Raw genomic sequence first — 25546 nt, forward strand, 5'->3', positions numbered from 1 at the left:
CGCGCAGCACGATCAACCACCTAGCGGCGCGATGCGACGGCCGCCGTGATGACCGCTTAACATCGTTGCAGCCTGCCTTTGGTGCAATAGGACGCGCCACCGTGGACGCTCGCGGGCTGTGCCGGCTGCTGCCGACTACGCCCGGTATGTTCGGCGGCGCATCGCTTAGAACTGGTGGTATCTGGCAATCATGTTGAGCCCCTCGGTAAAGCTGGGCTGTCTAATCAGAAAAAACAAATAGTAGGTGGCTGCAAATAATTACGATACCACTCGCTGATAAAGATCATTCAACTCCCTGTCGATCTGAAATCGATTGCCATTTTCCACATGGTTGAGACATGCAATCACAAAATCATCATCGAGTGGAAGTATGAGCCCCTGTCGGGCCTTCATTGCATCGCTTGCACGCGAAAATACCTTTTCGAGATTTTCTGATTTTCGAAAAAGAAGCATGCCAAACCGGCTGCGTGCAGGATTAAATCTCCCAATCATTTGATCGAACTCTGGATTGGCAATATCGTTGGAATAATTTTTGCACTCTACATGAACTATATTTGGGGTTAAAAATTGATCGAATGCCAATCGATTGAATAATCCGTCGACCTTCCCGTTGGTATAGGTTATATCGATGCGCTTTCGCCCTTCGTTTATCTCTGATTCCTTGTTTGGGTAAATTAGATTTGGGAAGAACAAAAAACTGATGATGCCGATCATGATCGAGTGATATTTGTCCGCATTGGCCGCTCCAGCCGGGATTTCTGCCAATCGCTCTGCTAAATGTTTGGCAAGATCGCGCTCGACAAGCTGATTTGTCCCAAGATTTGGAATGTCTCTGCCGGCGAGGCGGAGCCTACTTCTGTAAGATTCAATAATCTCGGGGTGATTCCGTGAAAAATCAGCCAAAAAATCCTTGGTAGCGGGATAGTGATCGGCAACTGTTTTCTTGTAGACAATTTTCTTTCGGATATTCCCCTTTCTGTCTCGAAGAGTAGTTACCAATCCGTCATCTGCGCGGAGGTGCTCGGCTTGCAAATAATCGAGGACGAAATCATTTCGATATTTCTGCGAATCAACGCCCACACGATATCTAACGGCGAATTTGGGGACAAGAATTATGCGAGAGCCTTTGTGTATGGGTAGATCAACATATGATTGAACCCAGTCATCGCCGGTCCAATAAAATCCAGAAGCCACTTTTCGTGTAGGTATGCCAAGCAGATTTGTTTGAGCATTCGTGTAATCAATCAGCGGCTTTCTTATGACATTGGCAGTCATGTCGGATATCTTGTCTTGCCCAATGCCAGGTACAAACAGCGCAAAATCACCCAAATCTTCCAAGAGGCCTGTTTTGGCTGCCGTGCTCTCGGCCATAGCGTTGAACAGGTCGGCGGCCTGAATTGTCCCAATACCTCTTCCCTTGCTATGTCCTTTGGAGACTCCCAATCGAATCTCGTCTGGTTCATTGAGGTGAGACAATAAGTGAGCTCCGCGTGCGCGCAGCCCTTTTTTAATTGCAATCAGGATTTCTTCAAAATATGAGAGCAATAGTCCATGGCATTGCGCCGACCAAGCATCGTCGCGAGTAGTCAACGCATAAGGATCGAGAAATAGGGGTGTGTCGCCGTCTAAATCAATATCGACAAAATCAAGTTCAGCTTGACTCATGCCGAGACGATATGCACTCGAAAACTTCATGCGCTTGCTCCACTTGGTTATGTTGCGCAATGTAACCTATGCGTTAACAATCATCTTGGCGCATAGAACGCATGCTTGGCCCGCGGATACTTTGGAACGGGTCTGACAAGTCGAGCGCGGTCCCTGCACTCTCACCTGTCGTACGTATTCAATAAAAATTGCGCGTGGGAGCGGGCGGCAACTGCTGCCTAGAGCGCGTTGAGCAACGCATCGCACGTTGCAGAGTCATTGTCGGCCGTTGCTAGCTCGACATCGAACTGCAGCGCTTCGGCAGTTAAGTCCTGCAGGTGGTCACGCAGTGCCGAGTGCTCTTTTTTTGTGAGCGTCGCGCTTTCAAGTGGGGGATGCCAACGATCAGCGTCGCTCTCATGTCGGTTTGCGTATGCGCCATCGAAAGCTCCGCGAGCAGTCCTCACATAAGCGCGAACTGCCTTAGGCGGCAACAGGCGCGACCTGCGCGACTAACTAGAGAGGAGGGGCGAAGCCCCGGGGGACATTCGCGGAGCAAGGTACCCCGTCGGCCTGAGCGCCCCCGGATGCGAATGAGCAGCGGGCTTCAGTCCATCCAGCCCCGAGCCCGGTCCAGATGCTCGCGGCACTCGCGCACCATGCGGTCCAGCAGTTCCGCACAGGTGGGAATGTCGTCGATCAGCCCGATGCACTGCCCGGCCCGAGACCACGCCGCCGCGCACCTCGCCCGACTCCAGCGCCGCACGTCTGCGCGCGCCGGCCACCAGCGGGCGGGCTTCCTCGAACTCGCAGCCGCCGGGGCGGTTCTCGGTGGCCACCACTTCTTCGGGATGGCGTTGCGGAACATCAGCCTGGTGTCGCGCTCTGTCGCCTCCACCAGCGCCTGCTTGATGTTGTCGTGGATCGGCGCTTCCTTGGTCACGCAGAAGCGCGTGCTCATGTTGATGCCCTCGGCGCCCAGCGCCAGAGCCGCCGCCATGCCGCGCCCGTCGGCAATGCCACCCGATGTCTCGAACTGTCTATTGCCGGCTCTCCACAACATAAGCCTCTTCCAAGTCTCGACGCAACATCAGAGTCCGCGACGATAGTGAAGCTGACGAACACGCAATGAATTGCGATCGCAGCGCTGTCGCATATCTATCCTCCGACAGAAGCTCACCGCCTGCGGATGATCGGAACCCAAGCAGGTCGCCTCGCCGCCGTTCTGCAGTCACCTCAAACTGCCTTGAGGTGACATGGATGGCATTGGCGATCCGATATGCGAGCTTGCCCAAGGACCAATACGGGTGTCGATGAATGGGCACGTGCCATTCGCCCAGCCGGACAGGTTCGCCAAAGTAGAAGTACCACACGGCCAGCAGCGCGTCATCAAGCTCGCCAAATGTGACGAGAAAGTCGTCCTTGCCGGGACCAGGGGCACTGTCCCAGCAACTAAAAAGAATGCCTTCGGCGCTTTCTGCCAGCGTGGAGTGGCGATTGCCCTCGACGTGGAGCGAGAACCGATCTGGTGATATCTCCGTGCCGACGACGCCACGTTCGGAGAGGTACTTCATTGAAGAGGACAAGGACATCGGGCTCTCACATTTGTTCTTAGGTCCAGGCTTCACTTCGCCACCTTGGCTCAGAGCCTGCAAGCCGCCCACCGACAACTGAAGCGCCTAGATGGTTGGCTGAGACACGGTTGTCAGTAGTCAAACCAAAATACCATTCGCGAAAAGCTTCCACGCATCTCGATGCTTTTCATCATGTCCATTGCAAGTTGAAAGTCGGTGGATAAATGGGATGTTTCAATCCCCGAGAATTCGAGAGCACTCTTCAACTCATGGAGCCGAAGCCAGCCAGGATATGCGTACTGTGGAGCTGATATCCATTCCCCGGTGTAATCCAGCGCATGGCTTCGCTTTGACTCGAGGCATTCATTGGCTAGCTCTCGTGAAATCGTCGCAGTGCCCCAACCGTCGGCATCCTCGACGGTATCCACAATGACCCGTCCGTAGTGCGCTACCGCCATCGATGAAGCCGGGTCCGGGAAACCTCTTGCAGGGATAAAGCAGGGTTTCTCCCACATCCCTGCTAACGCAATGAACGTATCGGTGTCACGTGGTGGGGAAAAGTACGCAATCCCGCTCGGACTAGAGAACGAGTCGGAATCAAACGACTCTATGACCAGTTCGATATCCAGACCCATCAAGTTCCTCCCGCGCGTTGTGTTTGATGTTGTAGGCAATCAAGCCGCTTGCGGCAGAGATGCTTGGCTTACGCTCGAATTTTGGCCGATTACGGCGACCCACAGCATTGGCCACATTTTGCTGCAGCTCGCGTTGATAAAGCGGGAGGACGCAGAGGAGTTGATTAGCTTCGCGGAGAGGCTCCTCAAATTCAACTATGAGTTCCCTGGTCGCGTCCCCTCTGCGCCGGCCCCGGCTCCGGCTCTATAGCTTGCGGATGTGCCATGTTATTCGCAGGGGCGGTACCCCCGGGTCGGGATTGCAGGCTTGCGAGCACGTCCGCCTTCCACTTCTTGTCAGCGGCGAAAGTTTCGGCATCTATCACGAACTTTTTAACTGCCAACGGCAGTTCTCGATCGCCGGCTAGTAACTCCAGGCACATCCGACGGAGAACGTTCTGTTCAATCTCTGTATTGAAATGGGCCTGGGGCGAATAGCCCCCTAGCCGCAACTGATCTCGTTCGAACTTGTAGTTGTTCGCGGTTGCGAGAGCGGTTAACAGGTTCAGAAAGAGTTCATCTCCTCTCGCGTCCCAAATGTTTTTGGCTTCTGAAGTCTTAGGTTGGGCATCCCCAACGGGGCTCAGATGATTGTGATAGTTGCGCCACGCATCGATAACTGCTTGGCTTTCTCTACTGCGTCGGGCAACTCCAAAAATGCGCGTGCCATAGAACACCAAGTCGATGGAGTTCAAAGCACGCACATGCTCCAAGGAGATTCGTGCTCCGCGTGTTGCCATCAGCGTTTCGAAAACCCATCCCTTACGCGCTGCCGACGCACGGGAGCGCTCAAGCCATTTTTGCGCCTGCACTGCAAATATCGGCCCCGCCAGCGCCGCGCCGATGATGAGCCATTCGTTCAGTCCCATTTGGTCTAGCGTCACATCTCTCTCCTTCTTTGCGTCAGATTCTGCGCCCAAGGGCCTTGCGCGCGCTTCCGAGGTCGTCGGCGTGTCGCGCTCTGGAAATAAGGCGTGATCCTGTTTGTGAAACTAAAACCACTTGCGCTAGTTCACGTCCGGATAGAGGTACTCAATCTCAGCGATGGCCTCATCGCATAGCAATTTGGCTTTTTCTGCGATACGTAGATTTTCAATGAACGGTGCCGCCCCGTTGGGTGTCTTGTTGAGCAAGCCGCCTGGCTTCGCATCCTGCACTACCGCTTCAAGGATTTGATAAAACAAGACGATGCGCGATTGCAGCTTTGGCGGCAGCGTGCCCAAATTTCCGATGTTTGCTTTGTAGATGAGGAAGCGGTCCTCGTGGAACTGAATTTCCAGTGTCCACTCCTTGATCTGTCCGCGGTTAAACGCATCTACTGTAGCCCTGAGACCTGCGATATATCCACGCTGTTGCTCAATCTCCCGTAGGGACTGCAGTTCTGCGTAGAGTTGAAAAGCTGTTGACTTTCTCAGTGCCTCTCGATGATGACGCGCCATGAGTCGAGTCGGCAGGTATGCGGCCAATGCACCGCCTACAGCACCCAATGCGCCAACTGCGGCCGTTAACGCTCCTCCACTATTGTCGAACAGCGGCTTTGCTGCCTTCAGAATTTCGATGGTTTGTTGGGCCGATGTCTCCATGATGTAGTTCCTCATCCTCTGGTTGGTATCGAATGATTTTGCAACCAAGAGGACGAGGGTGCGAGGGCTCCTACCTGCCAGCCGCAGGCGGCCCACGCCGCGCCTTCTCGCTTGCCTGGAACAGTTCTCCCGCCTTCCGAGCCATCTCAGCCGCAAGCCAAAGCAGGTTGTTCAATTGCCGAGGCCCATCCCCACTGCACCAGTCGATCTCTTCCCCGTGGCAAACCCACAGTAGAGCTTCGAGCTGAGTAAGGGTGTTTTCAAGAAGATCCGCCGGGTCTTGTTGGGCGGTTTCTGCGGAAGCTACCGGCGTAGTTGGCCGGGCTATAGTCTTGGTAGCCATTTTTGTGCGGTCCTTCTAGGGTTTTGCACGAACTTGGTTAGACGGTCGGGGTGCTCGTAACACCCTGGCCGTCGCCTTTTGATACCTCGCATCTGCATCAGTGCTTTCGCACCGACAACCTGCCGCGAGGCAAGCAGCCTTCAAACATCTCGGTGGTGGCTTGGTGTGTGCGCCTTTCTTCTCCCCTTGCTGGGGTATCGAGTGACAGGGGCATTCACTCTAGAGAAGAACCCGGCAAAGCAGCCGCTGCTGCAGCACGAAGTCGCGAAGACTGCCAACAAATGCAGCTTCCGCAATGCGCTGCACGCGCGCTTCGTGAGCCGCGCTGTGCCATTCAGCAGCGGCGCTAAACGCTCAGGCCGATGGGGTGCCTTGCGCAGCGAAATAAAGAAGGAGGCCGAAGGCCGGGGGACATTCGCGGAGCAAGGCACCCCATCGGCCTGAGCGCCCCCCGGATGCGAGTGAGCGGAGGGCTTCAGTCCATCCAGCCCCGAGCCCGGTCCAGATGCTCACGGCACTCGCGCACCATGCGTTCCAGCAGTTCCGCGCAAGTCGGAATGTCGTCGATCAGCCCGATGCACTGGCCGGCCGAGACCACGCCGTTGTGCACCTCGCCCGACTCCAGCGCCGCACGTCCGCGCGCGCCGGCCACCAGCGGGCGCACGTCCTCGAACTCGCAGCCGCCCGGACGGTTCTCGGTGGCCACCACTTCTTCGGAGATGGCGTTGCGGAACACGCGCGCCGTGTTGTGCAGGGTGCGGAACATCAGCTTGGTGTCGCGCTCGGTCGCCTCCACCAGCGCCTGCTTGATGTTGTCGTGGATCGGCGCCTCCTTGGTCACGCAGAAGCGCGTGCCCATGTTGATGCCTTCGGCGCCCAGCGCCAGCGCTGCCGCCATGCCGCGCCCGTCGGCGATGCCGCCCGACGCGATGATCGGAATGCGCAGCTTGCGCGCCGCCACCGGCAGCAGCACCAGGCCGGGCACGTCGTCCTCGCCCGGATGGCCCGCGCACTCGAAGCCGTCCACCGACACCGCATCGACGCCGTTGCGCTCGGCCGAGAGCGCATGGCGCACCGAGGTGCACTTGTGGACGATCTTCACGCCGTGCTCCTTCAGCGCCGCGATGAAGTCCTTCGGGCTGTTGCCCGCGGTCTCGACGATCTTCACGCCGCTGTCGATGATGGCCTGCACGTAGTCCGCATAGGGCGGCGGCTTCACCGCCGGCAGGATCGTGAGGTTCACGCCGAAGGGCTTGTCGGTCATCGTGCGCGTGCGCTCGATCTCGCGGCGCAGGTCGTCGGGCGTGGGCTGCGTGAGCGCGGTGACGATGCCGAGGCCCCCGGCGTTCGACACGGCCGACGCCAGCTCGGCGCGGCCCACCCATTGCATGCCGCCCTGGATGATCGGGTAGCGGATGCCCAGCAGTTCGGTGATGCGGGTCTTCATCGTCGCGGCCTTTCGCTTACAGCGCCTTCACCAGTTCCGGCACGGCCGTGAACAGGTCGGCCACGAGGCCGTAGTCGGCCACCGAGAAGATCGGAGCTTCTTCGTCCTTGTTGATCGCCACGATCACCTTGGAATCCTTCATGCCGGCCAGATGCTGGATCGCGCCCGAGATGCCTGCGGCGATGTACAGCTGGGGGGCGACGATCTTGCCCGTCTGGCCCACCTGCCAGTCGTTCGGGGCGTAGCCCGCGTCGACGGCTGCACGGCTGGCGCCGAGGCCTGCGTTGAGCTTGTCGGCCAAGGGTGCCATCACTTCGGTGAACTTCTCGGCGCTGCCCAGGGCACGGCCGCCCGAGACGATGATCTTGGCGGCGGTCAGCTCGGGGCGCTCGCTCTTCGTGACTTCGCGGCCCACGAAGCTGCTCTTGCCGCTGTCGGCCACGCCTGCGGCGTTTTCCACCGCAGCGCTGCCGCCCGTGGCAGCTGCTGCATCGAAACCGGTCGTACGAACGGTGATCACCTTGGTGGCATCGCTGCTCTGCACGGTGGCAATCGCGTTGCCCGCGTAGATCGGACGCTCGAAGGTGTCGGCGCTCACCACGGCCGTGATGTCGCTGATCTGCGCCACGTCCAGCTTGGCGGCCACGCGCGGAGCGACGTTCTTGCCGTTGGCGGTCGAGGGGAACAGGATGTGGCTGTAGTTGCCGGCAATGGCCAAGACTTGAGCCGCGACGTTCTCGGCGAGGTTTTCAGCCAGGCTCGGGCTGTCGGCTGCGATGACCTTGGAAACGCCGGCGATCTGGGCGGCTGCCTTGGCAGCTTCGGCGGCATTGGCGCCAGCCACCAGCACGTGGACGTCGCCGCCGCAAGCCAGCGCCGCGGTCACGGTGTTGAGGGTGGCCGGCTTGATGCTGGCGTGGTCGTGTTCTGCAATGACGAGTGCGGTCATGTTCGTTTTCTTCCTCAGATCACTTTGGCTTCGTTCTTCAGCTTGTCCACCAGGGTGGCGACGTCAGGCACCTTGATGCCGGCACCGCGCTTCGGAGGTTCGGCGACCTTGAGCGTCTTCAGGCGCGGCTTTACGTCCACGCCCAGGTCCTCGGGCTTGACCGTGTCCAGCTGCTTCTTCTTGGCCTTCATGATGTTCGGCAGCGTCACGTAGCGCGGCTCGTTCAGGCGCAGGTCGGTGGTGATGACCGCGGGCAGCGTGAGTGCAACGGTCTCCAGACCGCCGTCGACTTCACGGGTCACCGTGGCCTTGTCGCCAGCGACTTCGACCTTCGAGGCGAAGGTGGCCTGGGGCAGGTCGGCCAGCGCAGCCAGCATCTGGCCGGTCTGGTTGGCGTCGTCGTCGATGGCCTGCTTGCCCAGGATGACCAGCTGGGGCTGTTCCTTGTCGACCAGCGCCTTCAGCAGCTTGGCCACGGCCAGGGGCTGCAGTTCTTCGGAGGTTTCCACCAGGATGCCGCGGTCGGCGCCGATGGCCATGGCGGTGCGCAGGGTTTCCTGGCTCTTGGCATCGCCGCAGGAGACGGCGATCACTTCGGTGACCACGCCCTTTTCCTTCAGCCGCACCGCTTCTTCAACGGCGATCTCGTCGAAGGGGTTCATGCTCATCTTGACGTTGGCAATGTCCACTCCGGTGCCGTCGCTCTTCACGCGCACCTTCACGTTGTAATCGACGACCCGTTTGACGGGGACCAGAACCTTCATGGCTGTTCCTTTGAATGAAGAAGAAATGAATGGGCGAGCGGAGGGCTTACTCGAGCTTGGCGCCCGACTGCTTGATCAGGCGCTCCCACACCGGGCGCTCTGCCTTCCACGCGGTGGCGAAGAGCTCGGGCGAGCTTTCCTTGACCTCGAAGCCCATGGCCGCGATGCGCTCGCGCACGTCGGGCTGCTGCGTGGCCTTGCGCACTTCCTCGGCGATGCGGTCCACGATGGGCTTGGGCGTTTTCGCGGGCACCGCGATGGCGAGCCAGCCGGTCACGCGATAGGCCTCGTCCTTCAGGCCCTGCTCGGCCAGTGTGGGCACGTTGGGCAGCGTGCTCATGCGGCGCTCGCCGCTCACGCCGATGGCGCGGATCTTTCCGGAGTCGATGTGCGGCTTGGCCACCAGCGCGCTGGCATAGGCCATCTGGATCTGGCCGCCGATCAGGTCCTGCATCATCGGCGCCTCGCCTTTGTAGGCGACGTGGCTCATGTCCGACTGGGTCGAGAGGCTCATGTGCGCGCCGGCCAGGTGCGGGTAGGCACCGATGCCGTACGAGCCGTAGGCCACCTTGCCCTTGTTGGCGACGACGTACTTCAGCAACTCGGGGCCGGTCTTGGCCGGCACGCTGGGGTGCACCACCAGCACCAGCGGCGCCGCCGCGATCTGGTAGACCAGCGTGAGGTCGCGCGCCGTGTCGTAGGGCAGCTTCTCGTAGAGGAACTCGTTGGTCATCAGCGAGTTGCTCAGGCCCAGCACGATGGTGTAGCCGTCGGGCGCCGACTTGGCGACTGCGTCGGTGCCGATGATGCCGGCCGCGCCGGGCTTGTTGTCGATGACGACGGGCTGGCCCATGCCGGCCGACATCTTCTGGCCGATCACGCGTGCGAGCACGTCGGTGGCGCCGCCGGCCGCGAAGGGCACGACCATGCGGATGGGCTTGTTCGGGTAGGGGGCCTGTGCATGCGCAGGCGTCAGCGCAACGAGCGCTGCGGCAGATGCGGCTGCGCACAGCAGGGCGCGGCGGTTCGAGTTCGTACGGGTCATGGTTTGTCTCCCTTTGGGTTTCAGAAAGTCTCGAAGAAGAAGTTCAGTCGAGCGCAATGCGGGTCTTGAAGGGCAGGGGCTCCAGCGCCTTCTGCAGACGCTCCTGCAGCGGCGCGGCCAGCGCGCCCGCCGCAGCGCCGTCGATCTGCACGCGCACGAGGCTCTCGCTCTCGGTCTTCACCACGGGGCGCACGGCCTCGGGCACGCCCAGCCCGGCGCAGGCCTCGGCAACGGCGGCGTTCACCACCTGCAGCGCGGCCATCGCGCGCAGCTCGGGCTTGTAGATCTTCCCGACATTGGTCATCGGCATGGTCGCGATCACCGACACCCACTTGGGCCGGGCCGGAGCCTCGTCCACGCGCGCCGAGGTGAAGGCCAGCAGCTCCTCTTCGGTCGCCGAGGCGCCGGGCACCAGCGTCGCGAAGATCACGGGCAGCTCGCCCGCGTAGGCATCGGGTGCACCCACTGCGGCGCAAAGCTGCACGGCCGGGTGCGCGCCCAGCGCATCCTCGATGGTCTTGGGGTCGATGTTGTGGCCGCTGCGGATGATGAGGTCCTTCGAGCGGCCCGTGAGGTTGAGCCGCTCTTCGTCGTCGATCCAGCCCAGGTCGCCGGTGGCGAGCCAGCCGTCGGCGGTGAAGGCCTTGGCGTTGTCCGCAGGGTCGACGAAGCCGGAGAACACGTTGGGCGACTTGAACAGCACCATGCCCTGCTCGCCGCGCGGCATCTCGCGGTCGCTGGCGTTGCCGTTCTCGTCGAGCGCCACCACGCGCATCTGCATGTACGGCAGGCGAAAGCCGACGCAGCCCGCGGGCCCGTTCACGCCGGGCGGCGTGATGGTCGAGATGCCGGCCATCTCCGTCATGCCCAGGCTCTCGTGCACGTGCAGGCCGAACAGGCGCTCGAAGCGCGCGGCCAGCTCGGGCGCGAGCACGGCGGCGCCGGTGCGGCAGTAGGTGATCGACGAGATGTCCGCGCCGTCCAGCGGCACGTTGGCCAGCGCCGCGAGCACGGTGGGCACGGCCGAGAGCGACGTGGGGCGGTACTTGGCCACCAGCTTCCAGTAGTTGGCCAGCACCTCCTTGTTGCGCAGCAGCGAGGGCGTGGGAATGATCACCTCCACGCCCGCCGACAGCGACGACAACGACGCCGGCAGCACGCCCGCCACGTGGAACAGCGGATAGCCGTTGATGGAGATGCCGTTCTCGTTCATGCCCGCGACCTGCACGCTGGCCCATGCGGTGAACACCTGCGCGCCATGGCTGTGGCGCGCGAGCTTGGGCGCGCCGGTGGTGCCGCCGGTGTGGAAGTAGGCGGCGATGTCCGAGGGAGCGATGTTGCGGCCGCTCACGAGGCGGTCGTCGGGTTGCGCGGCGCGCAGCACGTCGAACTCGGCGACTCCTTCGGGCAGTGCACCGGCCGCGCCGGGCGCCTCGTCGTGCGGTGCCACGCGCAGCACGGTGGTGAGCGTCGGCACCTGACCGCGCAGGCGCATGGCCTTCGACCACATGCCCGATTCGGCATCGGAGCCGTAGGCGATCAGCACCTTGGCGCGGCCGGCGGTCATCAGCGCGACCAGCTTCTCGTCGGTGAGCAGCGGGTTCAGCGGCTGCACGATGCCGGCCGCCTCGCCGCCCCACAGCGCAAGGTGGTACTCCAGGCAGCCGGGCAGCAGCACGGCCACGGCGTCGTCGGGCTCCACGCCCAGCGCGTGCAGCATGTTGGCGGTCTGGTGGATGCGCGAGAGCAGCTCGGCATACGACCAGCGGATCGGCTCGTCGGCCGGGTTGCCGGTGCGCAGGAAGGTCAGCGCGGTCTTGTCGCCGAAGGCATGGCCCGCGTTGCGGAAGATCTCGTAGGTGCTGCGCACCGTGAGCGCCTGCTCGAGCGGCGTTTCCTCCAGCTTGCGGATGTCGGCGAGGCTGCGCACGGGGAGGGCGGGGCGGAACGGTGCGCTCACCGGGCTGCCGTAGTCGTTCTCGTATTTCTGCGTCATGTCTGTCTCCTTGATGTTGTCGCCCTGCCGGTCCGGTTGCTCTACTGGTTCGTGATGTGGTTGTCGCGAATCACCTTGCCCCAGCGCTCGAAGTCTTCCTTCATGCGCACGCCCGTCTGCTCTGGCGTGCGGTAGGCGGCGAAGGTGCCCACGCTCTGGAGCTTTTCCTGCACTTCCTTGTCGGCCAGCGCCTTCTTCAGCTCGGCGCTCATGCGGTCGACGATGTCCTTGGGCGTGCCGGCCGGTGCCAGCAGGCCGCCCCACGAGGTGGCGTCGAAGCCCGGGAAGCCCTGCTCGGCCACCGTCTTCACGTCGGGCAGCAGGCTCACGCGCTGGCCGGAGCCGACGGCGATGGCGCGCAGCTTGCCGGACTTGATGTGCGGCAGCACGCCCACGAGATCGGAGAACATCGCTGGCACCTGGCCGCCGATCAGGTCGGTCACGGCCGGTGCGCTGCCGCGGTAGGGCACGTGCAGCATCTCGAACTTGCCGATGGTCTTCAGCTGCTCGGTCGTCAGGTGGCCGAAGCTGCCGGAGCCCGCGCTCGTGTAGTTGAGCTTGCCGCCCTCGGCCTTGGCCTTGGCGATCAGGCCCTGTACGCCGGTGACGTCGGGCAGCGACTTCGGATTGACCACCAGCACGATCGGCAGGTCGTAGATGCTGCCCACGGGCGTGAAGTTCTTGAAGATGTCGTAGCCGGGCGATGCGTAGAGATGCGAGGCCAGCAGCGTGGGCGTGGCCAGCGTCACGAAGGTGTAGCCGTCGGCCGCCGCGCGCGACGCAGCCGCCGCGCCCACGGTGCCCGAGGCGCCGCTGCGGTTGTCGATCACGATGCTCTGGCCGAGCGCCACCGACATCTTCTGCGCCACGATGCGCGAGGCCACGTCGGTGGGACCGCCGGGCGGGAAGGGCACGATCAGCGTGATCGGCTTGGCGGGCCAGGCCTGGGCGAAGGCGGTGCCGGCCGCGAGGGGCAGGGCGAGTGCGAGGAGGGCGCGGCGCAGGGGGCTGCGCAGGGAAAGGGATGCCATTGGTTTGTCTTCCTTGGGATTTCAGGTGTCTTGTTCTTCAGACGACGCCGTTCGTCTTCAGCGCCGCGAGCTTCTCGTCCGACAGGCCGAGCAGCGACTGCAGCACGTCGTGCGTGCCTTCGCCCAGCGTGGGCGGCGCGCTGCGCACCGGCAGGCGCTCGCCGTCGAAGCGGTAGGGCGGTGCCAGCACGTTGACGGTGCCCGCCACCGGATGCGGCTGCGTGGTCACGAGGCCGGCATCGGTCGCCCGCTTCGATTGCAGCGCCTCCAGCAGGCCCAGCACCTCGCCGCAGGGAATGCCGGCGGCAGTGAGCTTTTCGAGCAGGTCGACGCGCTGGCGCTTCGCCAGTTCGGCATGCAGCTCGGGCAACAGCGCTGCGCGGTTGGCCGAACGCAGGATGTTGGTCTTGAAGCGCTCGTCGGCCGCGAGGTCGGGCCGCTCGATCACTTCGGTGCAGAAGCGTGCGAACTGCGCGTTGTTGCCCACGGTGATGACCAGCGGGCCGTCGGCCGCGTCGAACACGCCATACGGCACGATCGACGGATGCGAGTTGCCGTAGCGCGGCGGGTCTTCGCCCATCAGCAGCGCCTCGAGGCCGTAGTAGGCGGTGATCATCAGGCCGCAGTCGAAGAGCGCCATCTCCACGTGCCGGCCCTTGCCGGTCTTCTCGCGCTGGTAGAGCGCCGCGAGGATGGCCTGCGCCGAGTACATGCCGGTGAACAGGTCGACGGCCGCCACGCCGAACTTCAGCGGCGGCTGGTTGGCTTCGCCGTTGAGCGCCATCAGGCCGGCCTCGCCCTGCACCACGAGGTCGTAGCCCGGACGCGCGGCTTCGGGGCCGGTGCGGTCGTAGCCCGAGATCGAGCAGTAGACGAGGCGCGGGTTCTCCTTGCTCAGCTGCTCGTAGCCCAGGCCCAGCTTGTCGATGCCGCCGAACTTGAAGTTCTGGATCACCACGTCGCACTGCTTCGCGAGGTCGCGCGCGAGCTGCTGGCCCTCGGGCGTCTGCAGGTCGAGCGTGACCGAGCGCTTGTTGCGGTTCACGCTGTTGAAGTAGGCGGTCTCGGTCTTGCCCACGCGCAGGCCCCAGTCGCGCGTGTCGTCGCCGCGGCCCGGATGCTCCACCTTGATGACCTCGGCGCCCATGTCGGCCAGCACCATGCCGCACCAGGGGCCCGCGAGGATGCGGGACAGATCGAGAACGCGGACGCCGGCGAGCGGCAGCGATGAATTCGGCAGTGGCATGAGATCAGCTCCCTGGAAACGAGAAAGCCCCGCACGGTGCATATGTCGCGCGAGGCGGAAAGGCAGGGCGGGCGGCCCGCGTCAGGATGCGTCCTGCTTCTGGCGGCGCAGCGCGGCGAAGTCGGCCTTGCGCTTGCCGAGGAAGGCGCCGATGCCTTCGGCCGCTTCGGCATCCGCCTGCGACTCGACCATGTACACGGCCTCGGCTTCGAGCTGCTCTTCCAGCGTGGAGCGGTGCGCCTGTCGGCACAGCGTCTTGATGCGCGCGCTGGCGCGCTGCGGGCCGCCCGCCACCTTGGCCGCGAGCGCGATGGCCTCGCCCAGCGCAGCGCCCTTGTCGGTCAGGCGGTTGACCGCGCCCAGTGCATGCAGGCGCTCGGCCGGCATGCGGTCGCCGGTCAGGCACATCTCGGTGAGCACCTGGCGCGAGACGAACTCCGAGAGGAAGGCCGTGGCGCCGCCGTCGGGCGTGAGGCCGACCTTGACGTAGGCGACGGTGAAGAAGGCGTCGCGCGCCGACACCAGCATGTCGCAGGCCAGCGCCATCGACAGGCCCGCGCCGGCCGCGCCGCCTTCGACGGCCGCGATCACGGGCTTGCCGCAATCGCGGATCGCGCGGATGAGGTTGTTCAGGCCTTCGAGCTTCTCGCGGCGTTCGGACGCGGGCAGCTCGCGGCGCTTGGCCAGCAGGTTCAAGTCGCCGCCGGAGCAGAAGAAATCGCCCGCGCCGGTGAAGACGATGGCGCCGACCTCGGGGTCGTTCTGTGCGTCGGCGAGCGCGGCCGAGAGTTCGGCGTACAGCGTCGGCGTGATCGCGTTGCGCGCGGCCGGGTTGCTGTTAGTGAGGATGCGCACGGCACCCTCTTGCGAGATCAGCACGGTCTTGTTTTCACTCATGCCGTCAGCTCCTTGCCCAGGGCGATGTAGCGCTGCAGATGGTGGTCTTCGTCGCCGAGCTGGTGGTCGATCATCACGAGCCGTTTGGCGTAGTGGGGCAGCGGCAGCTCCCAGGTCATGCCGATGCCGCCGTGCATCTGGATGCTTTCCTGCGCCACCAGCGCGCCGATGCGGCCGATGCTGAACTTGGCGGCCGACAGCGCGCGCTCGCGCGTCAGGCGGTCGCCGGTGTCGATGGCGGCAGCGGCGTTGATGACGGCCGAGCGGGCCTGTTCGATCTCCAGCAGCAGGTCGGCCATGCGGTGCTGCAGCGCCTGGAAGCTGCCGATCAGCGTGCCGAACTGCTTGCGCGTGCGCAGGTATTCGAGCGTCGCGGCCTTGGCGGCTTCCATCGCGCCCACGGCTTCGGCGCACAGCGCGAGCACGCCGCGGCCGATGGCGCGTTCCAGCGTGGCGTGGCCCTGGCCTTCGGCGCCGAGCAGCGCGTCGGCGCCCAGCGTCACGCCGTCGAACGAGAGTTCGGCGACGCGGCCGCCATCGATGGCGGGGCAACCGCGCACCGTGAGGCCGGCTGTCTTCGCGGGAACGAGGAACAGCGAGATGCCGGCTTCGTCGTCCACGCCGCCCGAGGTGCGGGCAGAGACCAGGAACAGGTCGGCCTGTTCGCCCTGCGGTACGACGGCCTTGGCGCCGTGCAGCACCCAGCCGTCGCCGCTGCGCTCGGCCTTGGTTGCCACACGCGTGCGTTCGTAGTGCGTGTCTGCTTCGTCGTGCGCGAAGGCAGCGACGATCGCGCCGTTGATGATGTCGCCGATCTTTTCCTTCTGCGCATCGGTGCCCGCGGCGCTGATCGCCTCGCCGACCATCACCGCGCCCAGCAGCGGCTCGATCACGAGCCCACGGCCCAGTGCCTCGAAGACCACGGCGATGTCGAAGCCGCCGCCGCCGAAGCCGCCATCGGCCTCGCTGAACAGCGCGCCGATCACGCCGAGCTCGGCGAACTGCTGGAAGATCTCCTTGCTGAACCCGTGCTCCGACTTCGCGATGCGGTCGCGCGCGTCGAAGGCGTACTGCTCGCTGATGAAGCGGTTCAGGCTGTCGGCGAGCATGCGCCGGTCTTCGGTGTGTTCGAAGTTCATGGCATGTCTCCTTACAGACCAAGAATCATCTTGGAGATGATGTTCTTCTGGATTTCGTTCGAGCCGCCGAAGATCGACAGCTTGCGGTTGTTGAAATAGCGCGAGGCGGCGGCCGATGCGTAGTCCGGGCCGAAGGTCTCGCCGGTGTAGCCGTCCTTCAGCGCCTCGGCGATGAAGGGGCGGCCATAGACGCCCATCGCACGGCGGGCCAGCGACGAGATCTCCTGGCGGATTTCGGTGCCGCGAATCTTCAGCATCGAGCTTTCCGCGCCCGGCACGCCGCCGCCGGCCACTGCCGCGATCACGCGCAGGTTGGTGGTCTTCATGTTCTCCAGGTCGATCTCGACGCGCGCCATGCGCGCCGCGAACGCCGGGTCGTCGGCCAGCGGCTTGCCGTTCTTCGTCTGCGTGGCCGCGATGCCCTTCAGCTGTTCGAGCGCGGCCACCGAGAAGCCCACGCCCGCGATGTTGGTGCGCTCGTAGGTCAGCAGGTACTTGGCGCAGGTCCAGCCCTTGTTCTCCTCGCCCACGAGGTTCTCTGCGGGCACGCGCACGTCGGAGAAGAACACCTCGTTCACCTCGTGCTCGCCGTCGAGCGTGATGATCGGGCGCACTTCGACACCGGGCGACTGCATGTCGATCAGCAGGAAGCTGATGCCTTCCTGCTTCTTCGCCTCGCGGTTGGTGCGCACCAGGCAGAAGATCATGTTGGCGTGCTGGCCCAGCGTGGTCCAGGTCTTCTGGCCGTTCACGATGAAGTGGTCGCCCTGCGCGTCGATGCCGCGCACGGCGGTGGTCTTCACGGCAGCCAGGTCGGAGCCCGCGCCGGGTTCCGAGTAGCCCTGGCACCACCAGTCGGCGCCGTTCAGGATGCGCGGCAGCCAGTAGCTCTTCTGCGCCTCGTTGCCGTACTTGATGAGCACCGGGCCGAGCATGTTCACGCCGAAGGGCACGATGCGTGGCGCGAAGGCCAGCGCGCATTCGTTCTCGAAAATGAACTTCTCCACCGCCGTCCAGCCCGGTCCGCCGTACTGCTCGGGCCAGTGGTTGGCGAGCCAGCCGCGCTCGTTGAGGATGGCGTGCCATTCCTGCATGTCGGCCTTCTCGAGGATCTTGCCGCTGCGCACTTTCTCGGACAGCCGCACCGGCAGCTTCGCGGCCAGGACGGCGCGCACTTCGCTGCGGAAGGCTTCTTCTTCGGGGGTGAAGTTCAGGTCCATGGCGGACTCCTCAATAGATTTCGAACAGGCCCGCGGCGCCCATGCCGCCGGCGATGCACATCGTGACCACGGCGTACTTCGCGCCGCGGCGCTTGCCTTCGATGAGCACGTGGCCCGCGAGGCGCGCGCCGGTCATGCCGAAGGGGTGGCCGATGGAGATCGCGCCGCCGTTCACGTTGAGCAGTTCCGAGGGAATGCCCAGCTTGTCCTGGCAGTAGATCGACTGCGAGGCGAAGGCTTCGTTGAGTTCCCACAGGCCGATGTCCTGCACCTTCAGGCCGTGGCGCGCGAGCAGCTTGGGCACCGCGAACACCGGGCCGATGCCCATCTCGTCGGGCTCGCAGCCGGCCACCGCGAGGCCGCGGAAGGCGCCCAGCGGCTTGATGTTGGCGCGCTCGGCTTCCTTGGCTTCCATCAGCACGCAGGCCGATGCGCCGTCCGACAGCTGCGAGGCGTTGCCGGCGGTGATGAACTTGTCTTCGCCCATCACGGGCTTGAGCTTGGCGAGCGCCTCGTAGGTGGTGCCGCGGCGGTTGCAGTTGTCTTCCGTGGCGGTCACTTCGCGGTAGGTGACTTCCTTGGTTTCCTTGTCGGTCACCGCCATGGTGGTGGTGCAGGCGACGATCTCGTCCTTGTAGCGGCCGGCGATCTGCGCTTCTTCGGTGCGGCGCTGGCTCTCTGCCGAGAAGCGGTCCTGCGCCTCGCGGCTGATGTTGTAGCGCTTGGCGACGATGTCGGCGGTTTCGATCATCGCCATGTACAGCTCGGGCTTGTGCTCGACGATCCACGGGTCCATGCCACTGTCGCCCGCGTCGGTGGCGCTGCGGGTGCGGATCTGCGAGATGCTTTCCACGCCGCCCGCGATCATGGCCGGCGCGCCGTCCACCACGATGCGGCCCGCGGCCATGGCAATGGCTTGCAGGCCCGAGGCGCAGAAGCGGTTGACCGTGGTGCCGGCGATGGAGATCGGCAGGCCGGCGCGGATGATGGCCTGGCGCGCGATGTTGCGGCCGGTGGTGCCTTCGGGATAGCCGCAGCCGAGGATCGCGTCCTCGATCAGCGCGGGGTCGAGGCCCGAGCGCTCGACGGCCGCCTTCACGGCGAAGGCCGCCAGCGTGGGGCCGGGGGTGATGTTGAATTCGCCGCGGTGTGCCTTGGTGAGCGGGGTGCGGGCGGTGGAAACGATGACGGCTTCACGCATGGGGATGTCTCCTGGACGGCTGACTGGAATGGACTCTGATTACTCGGACTGGTTGAGGCTCGCGAAGTCGGCGCCGCGCTCGACCAGCTGCACCAGCAGCGGCGAGGGCTTCCAGAAGATCGGGTCTTCCTTCGCGAACTCCTGGATGTCGGCCAGCACCTTGGGCAGGCCCACGGTGTCGGCGTACTTCATCGGGCCGCCGCGGTGGCGCGGGAAGCCGTAGCCGTAGAGGAAGGTCACGTCCACGTCGAGCGGGCGCAGCGCGATGCGCTGGAGCACGACGTTGGCGCCTTCGTTGATCATCGCGGCCATGTAGCGGCGCATGATTTCTTCCTCGGTGAAGGCGCGCGGCTTGATGCCCGCTCGCTCGCGCTCGGCGTCGATGATGGCCAGCACTTCGGGGTCGGGCACGCCGGTGCGCGCGCCTTCGGGGTACAGGTAGTAGCCGCGCTGCGTCTTCTGACCGAACCAGCCGCGTTCGCAGATGCGGTCGGCCACCTGCACGTAGCGAGCCTTCGGGTCGCGCGTGGCGGCCTTGCGCTTGCGCGTGGCCCAGCCGATGTCGCCGCCCGCGAGGTCGGACACCTGGAAGGGGCCCATCGGGTAGCCGAAGTTGCGCACGGCGGCGTCGATGTCGTAGGGCGAGGCGCCGTCTTCCATCATGTGGTCGGCGGCCTGGCGGTACACGGCCAGGATGCGGTTGCCGATGAAGCCGTCGCACACGCCGGCGCGCACCGGCACCTTCTTGAGCTTCTTCGCGAGCTCGAAGCCGGTGGCGACCACGTCGGCGCTCACCTTGGCGGGCACCACGATCTCCAGCAGCTTCATGATGTTGGCGGGCGAGAAGAAGTGCAGGCCCACCACGTCCTGCGGACGCGAGATGCTGGCGGCGATCTCGTCGATGTCGAGGTAAGAGGTATTGGTGGCGATCACGGCGCCGCGCTTGCACACGCGGTCGAGCTCGGCGAACACGGCCTTCTTGACGCCCATTTCCTCGAACACGGCCTCGACCACGATGTCGACGTTGGCGAGCGCGTCGTAGCTGGTGGAGCCCGAGAAGCGCGCCATGACGGCTGCCTTGGCCTCGGGCGTCATGCGGCCCTTGGCGATGAGGCCGTCGTACACCTTCTCCACGTTGGCGCGGCCGCGCGCGAGTTGCGTGTCGTCGCGCTCGATCATGGTCACGGGCAGGCCCGCGTCGAGCATCGCCACCGCGATGCCCGCGCCCATGGTGCCGCCGCCGACGATGCCGGCGGACTCCAGCGCGCGCGGGCTGGCCGACTTGGTCTCGGGCGCCTTCAGCACTTCGCGCTCGGCGAAGAAGGCGTGGATCAGGCCGGCGCGCTGCGGGCTGTCGATGCACTGCAGGAACAGCTTGCGCTCCAGCGCCATGCCTTCGTCGAAGGGCAGCGTGAGCGCGCCTTCGACGGCCTCGACGATCTTCATCGGCGAGAACAGGCCGCGGCTCTTCTTGGCGGTGTCGGCGCGCGCGGCCTCGAGGGCGGCGCGGGCGGCTTCCTTGTCGGCCAGCGCGCCGGCTTCGCGCGTGCGGCGCACCGGGGCCTTGGCGGCGACCAGTTCATTCGCGTAGGCGAGGCCTTCGGCGCGCGCATCGGCTTCGGTGCCGATGCGGTCGACGAGGCCGAGCGACAGCGCTTCCTTCGCGCCCGCATGGCGGCCGCTGAGCATGAGTTCGATGGCGGGCTTCACGCCGATCAGGCGCGGCGCGCGCTGCGTGCCGCCCGAGCCGGGCAGCAGGCCCAGCGCCACTTCGGGCAGGCCCAGCTTCGCGGTGGGCGAGGCGATGCGGTAGTGGGCCGACAGCGCCACTTCGAGGCCGCCGCCGAGCGCGGCGCCGTGGATCGCGGCGACGACCGGTTTCGTGCAGTTCTCGATCTTCAGGCACACCTCGGGCAGCGAGGGCGGCTGCGGGGTCTTGCCGAATTCGCGGATGTCGGCACCCGCGATGAAGTTGCGGCCGGCGCCGACGAGCAGCACCGCCTTGGCCGCGCCATCGGCTTCCGCCGCGTCGATGGCGGCCGCGAGGCCGCGGCGCACATCCACGCCCAGGGCGTTGACGGGCGGGTTGTCGATGGTCACCACGAGCACGTCGCCTAGACGTTCGAAGGTGACGGGACCGGTGGACGTGGAGGGGCTGGGAGTGGTGGTGGCCATGTGCGTGTCGCTTGTCTCTTGCGTTGCGGACCGTGCGGGTCCGAGGCTCTGGGGTGAACCCAACATTCTTGGGCTGAGCCGCCGCTTTGACAATTGCATAGCCGGTTGACAGACTGTCAAAGGATTTTTGACACAATCGGCCCATGGACCTCCAGTCGCTCACCCTGTTGGTGGAAATCCTCGACGCCGGCAACCTGAGCGCGGCGGCGCGCCGGCTCAAGATGACCCGCGCCAACGTCAGCTACCACCTGAACCAGCTGGAGCGCTCGGTGGGCGCGCAACTCGTGCGGCGCACCACCCGCCGCGCCGAGCCGACCGAGATCGGCCTGCGGCTCTACCAGCACGGCATCGCCATCCAGGCCGAGCTGCTGGCGGCGCGCGAATCGGTGACGACGCTGGGGCAGGGCCTGCAGGGCCGCGTGCGCCTGAGCGTGCCCAGCGGCTACGGGCAGCTCGTCATGGCCGACTGGCTGATCGACTTCAAGCGCCAGTACCCCGGCATCGTGCTCGACGTGGTGTTCGAGAACCGCATCGAGGACCTGCTGCGCGACGAAGTCGACATCGCCATCCGCGTGATTCCGGAGCCGCCGCAGAACCTGGTGGCCCGCGCGATGGGGCCGGTGCGCTACGTGGCCTGCGCTTCGACCGAATACGCGGCGAAGAACCCGCTGCCGGTGCAGCTTGACGCGCTGCAGGGCGCGCCGGTGGTCACGGCCGCCGTCATCGGCCGGCAACTGCGCGTGTCGGCCTACCAGGGCGAGACACGGCGCGAGGTGATCCTGGAGCCGACGCTCATCTCGGAAAACTTCCTGTTCCTGCGCCAGGCCATCCTCGCGGGCCTGGGCATCGGCCTCGTGCCCGACTACGTGGTGCAGGAAGACGTGCGCCGCGGCGACGTGGTGACCACGCTCGACGACTGGCGTCTCTCGATCTTCGGCACCCAGATGTTCATGCTCTACATGCCGAACCGCCAGCACACGCGGGCGATCCGGACGTTCATCGATTTCGTGCTGGAGCGGGTGCGGGTGCCGGGCTACGACGGACCGGACGTGCAGTAGATCAAGAGGGCCGTCACGCCGATCGCAAGCCAGGTGAGGAAGCCCACGAGGCTGCCCAGATCTGCATTGATGACGATGCGTCCGCTGGACGTGCGAAGCCACCTGCAGGTCATCGCTTCGACGCCTTCTTTGGGCTGCTCGACAACGACATGTCCTAGCGTGGCGATCGGAACGACGATGAGCCCGGTGATGTAGCCGGTCAGGTGCACCAAGGCCTCCCCGATGGGCTGCAGCACCAGTTCGACCACTGGCCGGATCAGGGCTTCGGCAAGGCCTTCAAGGGGCATCGGTGGTTCTTTCCAGCAAACGCAACTTCACGGACAGCCGCTCGGGCGGCTCGACCTGATGGCTACGACGTCCGCCGATCAGTCTCCACGCTCTCGTAATACCGCGACTTGTCCACGTACATCGCCCGGTCCGCGCGTTGCAGCGCGGCTTCCAGCGGCTCGTCGCCGTGGCAGGTGGCGAGCCCGATGGCCAGGTTCAGCGTGTGGCCGCTCTGCCCGGCGTGGAACTGGTTGTTCATCTCGAGCAGCGTGAGGATTCGCTCGCGCATCGCCTCGGCGCCGCGCTCGTCGGTCATGGGCAGCAGCACGGCGAACTCGTCGCCGCCGATGCGCGCGGGCCAGGCCGGCAGGTCGACGGCCTTGTCGAGCACCTCTCCCATGCGGCGCAGCAGCGAGTCGCCGGCCGCGTGGCCTTCCTGGTCGTTGACCTGCTTCAGGCCGTTGAGGTCGATGGCCACGATGGACACCGGCCACGGCCCCTTGCGCGAGAGGCGGTTGAGTTCCTCGGTGTAGTAGGTGCGGTTGCACAGCTGCGTGAGCACGTCGTGCTTGCCGAGGTACTCGAGGTACGCCTCGGCCTTCTTGCGCGCGGTGATGTCGACCAGCGACACCAGTACCAGGTCCCAGGTGTCGAGCCGGTCGTCCTGCACCGCGAACTGCATGTGGATGTTCAGCACCTCGCCCGACAGCGAGTAGTTGAGCACCTCGCGGTGCTGCACCGTCTTGCCGTTCCACAGGTCCTGCAACTGCTCGGCGAACGACTCGCGCATCTCGTCGCGGAAGATGCGCGAGAGATTGCCCAGCAGCGTGGTGAGGTCGGGTGCGCCGAACATGCGCAGCGTCTCGTGGTTGACGTCGATCACGCGGATCTCCTGCATGCAGCGCGTGACGAAGTCGGGGTGCACCTTGATGAAGGTCGCGAAGTCGGTGATGCCGCGCGAGCGGATGGTTTCCAGCAGCGAACGCACCGCGCTGAAGTCTTCCACCCACAGCGACACCGGCGAGCGGTCGAACAGGCTGCGCGCGTAGATGGCGCTCTCGTCGCGCAGGCGCTGCGCGGCCACGCGCTCGGTGACGTCGTCGAGTGCCACCAGCACGCGGCTCCAGCTGTCCTCGTAGCCGGGCAGCACGCGGGCGCGCACGCGCACGTCGAGCCTTCGGCCGTCGAGCGCGTAGTTGACGGTCTCGCTCTCGAAGCTGAGCTGGCCGCGCCAGAGCTGGTCGAGCTCGTGCACCACGGTGGCCGACATGTCGCCGCGGAACACGCGGTCGAGTGCGCCCAGCAGGGTCTGCTCGCTGTCGGCGCCGAAGAGCTTCAGCGTGTGCTGGTTGACCCGCAGCACCTTCAGCAGTGCCATGCAGTCGCTCACCCGCTGCGGATCGGCCTGCAGGTGCGCCACCAGGTCGGTGATGCCCTCGGCGCGCCAGCCGTCGAGCTTGCGCTTGAGCTCGCCGTAGTCCTCGATCCAGAGGGAGACGGGCGCCAGGTCGAACATGGCGTCGAGATCGTCGGCGGACGGCGGAACCGGGTCGGTGCCGGGTGCGGGCAGGGCCATCGATGGAGCTTTCTGGAAGGCGGCCGCGGCCGTTGCTGGCCGGTGCCGACGATGTGAGTCCTAAATTATTACTCGCCGCTCGCCGTGCTCAGCGGCTGTAGAGGCCCACCACGCTCTGGCCGCCCAGCGCGCGGCCCTTGAGTGCGGCCAGCAGCGCGTCGCGACCCAGGCCGGCCGGCAGGCTGCCGGGCGAGAGCTCGGAGGCGATCACGGTCACCACGTAGTGATGCGGCCGGTCGCCCGCCGGCGGGCACATGCCGCGGTAGGCGGGCGTGCCGGCCACGTTCGGGCCCATGGTGAAGTCGAAGTTGGAGCCCACCGCTCCTTCGCCCGCCTTGAGCTCACCGCGTTCGGCCGCGATGTTGTAGGCCACCCAGTGCGACACGCCGAGGCCGGCCGCGCCGTCGGGGTCGAACACCAGCACGGCGACCGACTTCGTCTTGGCCGGCAGGTTGCTCCAGGCCACCGGCGGCGAGATGTTCTTGCCGCCGCAGTCGCCCACGCCCGCGTGTTCGGACGGGATGGTGCCGTTGTCGGCGAAGGCGCTCGACGTGACCTTCATGCCCGTGGAGCCCTTGCCGACGGGCGAGGACATGCCCGCGCAGCCCGCCAGGAGGCCGGCCAGGGCGAGCGCCGCCGCGGGCAGGGCCATGGGCGGGAGAGTGCGAAATCGGTTGGTGCAGTTGCGCATGTCTTTTTTTCTCCTGGATGGTTGTCCTGTTCTGTCTTCTCTTCAGTCGGTCGCTCCGGCCCACACGCTGCCGTCCGCCTTCTCGTGCACGGCGGCCGGCGTGAGCCGTGCGCCGCGGCAGGGGCCGCCGACGCACTTGCCGGTGTCGGGCTCGAAGATCGCGCCGTGCCGGGCGCACATCAGGAAGCGGCCTGAACTTTCCAGCACCTGGCCTTCGAAATCAAGCGGGCCGCCCGCATGGGGGCACTGGTTGAGATAGCCGTACACGCCGCCTTGCCAGCGCACGGCGAAGGCCCGGGCGCCGTCGGGCGCGGTGAAGAGGGCGGCCAGGCCGCCCTCGGCCAGTGTCGCGGCGATGAGCCGGGGCTCGGTCGTATTCATGCCTGTGCTTGCATTTGTGGTCGGAAGCGAAGCAAACAGTATCTCCTGCGCGCAGGGGCCGGGCAGTCTGCTCGGCCGATCTCGCGTAGGCGAACGGCACGCTTTCTGCTGCAATCGCCGGATGAACGATGCTTCCCCGACCGCCGCCGAGGTGCTGGTGGCGCAGCCGCTGACTCCGCAGGCCTTCGCGCCCTACGGCACCGTGATCGCCGCGCCCGCGGGCGAAGGCCGGCCCATCAACGGCGGCAATGCGCAGCGCTTCGACCTGCTCGACGACCTGCGCCTCGACGCCGAAGGCGGCCGTCCGATGCTGGCGCTGTTCCGCGCGCAGGCACGGCGCTTTCCCCACGAGGTGTCGGAGATGGAGCGCCACGCGCTGGGCAGCCAGACCTTCGTGCCGCTGGGCGACAGGCGCTTCGTGATCGTGGTGGCCCGCGCCGGCGATGCACCCACCTCGGCACGGCAACTCGCGGCCTTCGTCACCGACGGACGCCAGGGCGTGGTGCTCGCGCCCGGCACCTGGCATCACGCGCTGCTGGCGGTGGATGCGGGCGACTTCGCGGTGATCGAGCGCGTGGGGAGCGGTGTCGACTGCGACGTCTGCCTGCTTCGGGTGCCGGGCAGCGTGCGATTGGCGTAGGCGAC

General features: G+C 65.2%; 23 protein-coding genes and 1 pseudogene. 2 read left to right on the plus strand and 22 right to left on the minus strand.

Translation table 11 applies throughout. The annotated features are described in order from the left end of the window. Nucleotides 1-258 precede the first annotated feature (258 nt). The 18 genes and pseudogenes from ABL840_RS05975 to ABL840_RS06060 all read right to left on the minus strand — a co-directional run bounded on the left by ABL840_RS05975 (nucleotide 259) and on the right by ABL840_RS06060 (nucleotide 20928). Complete coding sequence (locus tag ABL840_RS05975) at nucleotides 259-1695, minus strand: hypothetical protein (RefSeq protein WP_143093979.1); 1437 nt, start codon at nucleotides 1693-1695, stop codon at nucleotides 259-261. Nucleotides 1696-2251: 556 nt separating this feature from the next. Continuing rightward, a pseudogene (locus ABL840_RS05980) lies at nucleotides 2252-2671 on the minus strand (NAD(P)H-dependent flavin oxidoreductase); the annotation flags it as partial. Between the two features lie 13 nt (nucleotides 2672-2684). Continuing rightward, nucleotides 2685-3218: a hypothetical protein gene (locus ABL840_RS05985; protein ID WP_143042891.1), complete on the minus strand. Its 534-nt coding sequence runs from the start codon at nucleotides 3216-3218 to the stop codon at nucleotides 2685-2687. A 131-nt stretch (nucleotides 3219-3349) separates the two neighbouring features. Next, nucleotides 3350-3853 (minus strand): hypothetical protein, encoded by a 504-nt coding sequence (locus tag ABL840_RS05990; protein WP_143042892.1) that lies wholly within the window; start codon nucleotides 3851-3853, stop codon nucleotides 3350-3352. 191 nt (nucleotides 3854-4044) lie between these two features. Further along, nucleotides 4045-4776 (minus strand): DUF6680 family protein, encoded by a 732-nt coding sequence (locus tag ABL840_RS05995; protein ID WP_143042893.1) that lies wholly within the window; start codon nucleotides 4774-4776, stop codon nucleotides 4045-4047. Between the two features lie 123 nt (nucleotides 4777-4899). Next, nucleotides 4900-5475 (minus strand): hypothetical protein, encoded by a 576-nt coding sequence (locus ABL840_RS06000; RefSeq protein WP_143042894.1) that lies wholly within the window; start codon nucleotides 5473-5475, stop codon nucleotides 4900-4902. A gap of 818 nt (nucleotides 5476-6293) precedes the next feature. Beyond that, on the minus strand, nucleotides 6294-7265 hold the full coding sequence (locus tag ABL840_RS06005; RefSeq protein WP_093299550.1) for an NAD(P)H-dependent flavin oxidoreductase: 972 nt from the start codon (nucleotides 7263-7265) through the stop codon (nucleotides 6294-6296). A 16-nt stretch (nucleotides 7266-7281) separates the two neighbouring features. Next, the gene (locus ABL840_RS06010) at nucleotides 7282-8214 is read right to left on the minus strand and encodes an electron transfer flavoprotein subunit alpha/FixB family protein (protein WP_093210121.1); all 933 of its coding nucleotides are present in this window, start codon (nucleotides 8212-8214) and stop codon (nucleotides 7282-7284) included. Nucleotides 8215-8228: 14 nt separating this feature from the next. Next, the gene (locus ABL840_RS06015; protein WP_093299553.1) at nucleotides 8229-8978 is read right to left on the minus strand and encodes an electron transfer flavoprotein subunit beta/FixA family protein; all 750 of its coding nucleotides are present in this window, start codon (nucleotides 8976-8978) and stop codon (nucleotides 8229-8231) included. Nucleotides 8979-9024: 46 nt separating this feature from the next. Next, complete coding sequence (locus ABL840_RS06020; RefSeq protein ID WP_093197170.1) at nucleotides 9025-10023, minus strand: Bug family tripartite tricarboxylate transporter substrate binding protein; 999 nt, start codon at nucleotides 10021-10023, stop codon at nucleotides 9025-9027. A 43-nt stretch (nucleotides 10024-10066) separates the two neighbouring features. Next, on the minus strand, nucleotides 10067-12019 hold the full coding sequence (locus tag ABL840_RS06025) for an acyl-CoA synthetase (protein WP_093299555.1): 1953 nt from the start codon (nucleotides 12017-12019) through the stop codon (nucleotides 10067-10069). 41 nt (nucleotides 12020-12060) lie between these two features. After that, on the minus strand, nucleotides 12061-13050 hold the full coding sequence (locus ABL840_RS06030; protein WP_093299558.1) for a Bug family tripartite tricarboxylate transporter substrate binding protein: 990 nt from the start codon (nucleotides 13048-13050) through the stop codon (nucleotides 12061-12063). 37 nt (nucleotides 13051-13087) lie between these two features. Further along, nucleotides 13088-14296 carry a CaiB/BaiF CoA transferase family protein gene (locus ABL840_RS06035; RefSeq protein ID WP_093299560.1) on the minus strand — a complete coding sequence of 403 codons (1209 nt, stop codon included), beginning with the start codon at nucleotides 14294-14296 and terminating at the stop codon, nucleotides 13088-13090. A gap of 81 nt (nucleotides 14297-14377) precedes the next feature. After that, on the minus strand, nucleotides 14378-15193 hold the full coding sequence (locus ABL840_RS06040) for an oxepin-CoA hydrolase, alternative type (protein WP_093299563.1): 816 nt from the start codon (nucleotides 15191-15193) through the stop codon (nucleotides 14378-14380). Further along, complete coding sequence (locus tag ABL840_RS06045; protein ID WP_093299565.1) at nucleotides 15190-16332, minus strand: acyl-CoA dehydrogenase family protein; 1143 nt, start codon at nucleotides 16330-16332, stop codon at nucleotides 15190-15192. The genes ABL840_RS06040 and ABL840_RS06045 overlap by 4 nt, the downstream gene beginning before the upstream one ends. Nucleotides 16333-16343: 11 nt before the next feature. Beyond that, nucleotides 16344-17552, minus strand: a complete 1209-nt coding sequence (locus ABL840_RS06050) for an acyl-CoA dehydrogenase family protein (RefSeq protein ID WP_093299568.1) — start codon at nucleotides 17550-17552, stop codon at nucleotides 16344-16346. A gap of 10 nt (nucleotides 17553-17562) precedes the next feature. Then, nucleotides 17563-18753, minus strand: a complete 1191-nt coding sequence (locus ABL840_RS06055; protein WP_093197152.1) for an acetyl-CoA C-acyltransferase — start codon at nucleotides 18751-18753, stop codon at nucleotides 17563-17565. 39 nt (nucleotides 18754-18792) lie between these two features. After that, entirely contained in the window at nucleotides 18793-20928 is a 2136-nt protein-coding gene (locus ABL840_RS06060) for a 3-hydroxyacyl-CoA dehydrogenase NAD-binding domain-containing protein (RefSeq protein ID WP_093299570.1), read from the minus strand. Nucleotides 20929-21071: 143 nt separating this feature from the next. Between ABL840_RS06060 and ABL840_RS06065 the strand changes: the two genes are divergently transcribed. Further along, on the plus strand, nucleotides 21072-21986 hold the full coding sequence (locus ABL840_RS06065) for a LysR family transcriptional regulator (RefSeq protein ID WP_093299573.1): 915 nt from the start codon (nucleotides 21072-21074) through the stop codon (nucleotides 21984-21986). Here the strand turns inward: ABL840_RS06065 and ABL840_RS06070 are convergent. From ABL840_RS06070 to ABL840_RS06085, 4 genes are all read right to left on the minus strand, one after another. Next, nucleotides 21962-22273 carry a hypothetical protein gene (locus ABL840_RS06070; protein ID WP_093299575.1) on the minus strand — a complete coding sequence of 104 codons (312 nt, stop codon included), beginning with the start codon at nucleotides 22271-22273 and terminating at the stop codon, nucleotides 21962-21964. The two genes, ABL840_RS06065 and ABL840_RS06070, sit on opposite strands and share 25 nt — an antisense overlap. A 62-nt stretch (nucleotides 22274-22335) precedes the next feature. Beyond that, nucleotides 22336-23829, minus strand: coding sequence for a sensor domain-containing diguanylate cyclase (locus tag ABL840_RS06075; protein WP_176947377.1), 1494 nt, complete (start codon nucleotides 23827-23829; stop codon nucleotides 22336-22338). 88 nt (nucleotides 23830-23917) lie between these two features. Then, complete coding sequence (locus ABL840_RS06080; RefSeq protein WP_093299923.1) at nucleotides 23918-24481, minus strand: YbhB/YbcL family Raf kinase inhibitor-like protein; 564 nt, start codon at nucleotides 24479-24481, stop codon at nucleotides 23918-23920. 81 nt (nucleotides 24482-24562) lie between these two features. After that, a complete protein-coding gene (locus tag ABL840_RS06085) occupies nucleotides 24563-24901 on the minus strand; it encodes a Rieske (2Fe-2S) protein (RefSeq protein WP_093197141.1) in 339 nt (112 codons plus the stop codon). A gap of 121 nt (nucleotides 24902-25022) precedes the next feature. Between ABL840_RS06085 and ABL840_RS06090 the strand changes: the two genes are divergently transcribed. After that, nucleotides 25023-25541 (plus strand): ureidoglycolate lyase, encoded by a 519-nt coding sequence (locus ABL840_RS06090; protein WP_093299577.1) that lies wholly within the window; start codon nucleotides 25023-25025, stop codon nucleotides 25539-25541. Nucleotides 25542-25546 lie beyond the last annotated feature (5 nt).

The sequence above is a fragment of the Variovorax sp. NFACC27 genome, assembly GCF_048301545.1.
In the GTDB taxonomy this organism is placed as follows: Bacteria; Pseudomonadota; Gammaproteobacteria; order Burkholderiales; family Burkholderiaceae_C; genus Variovorax; species Variovorax gossypii.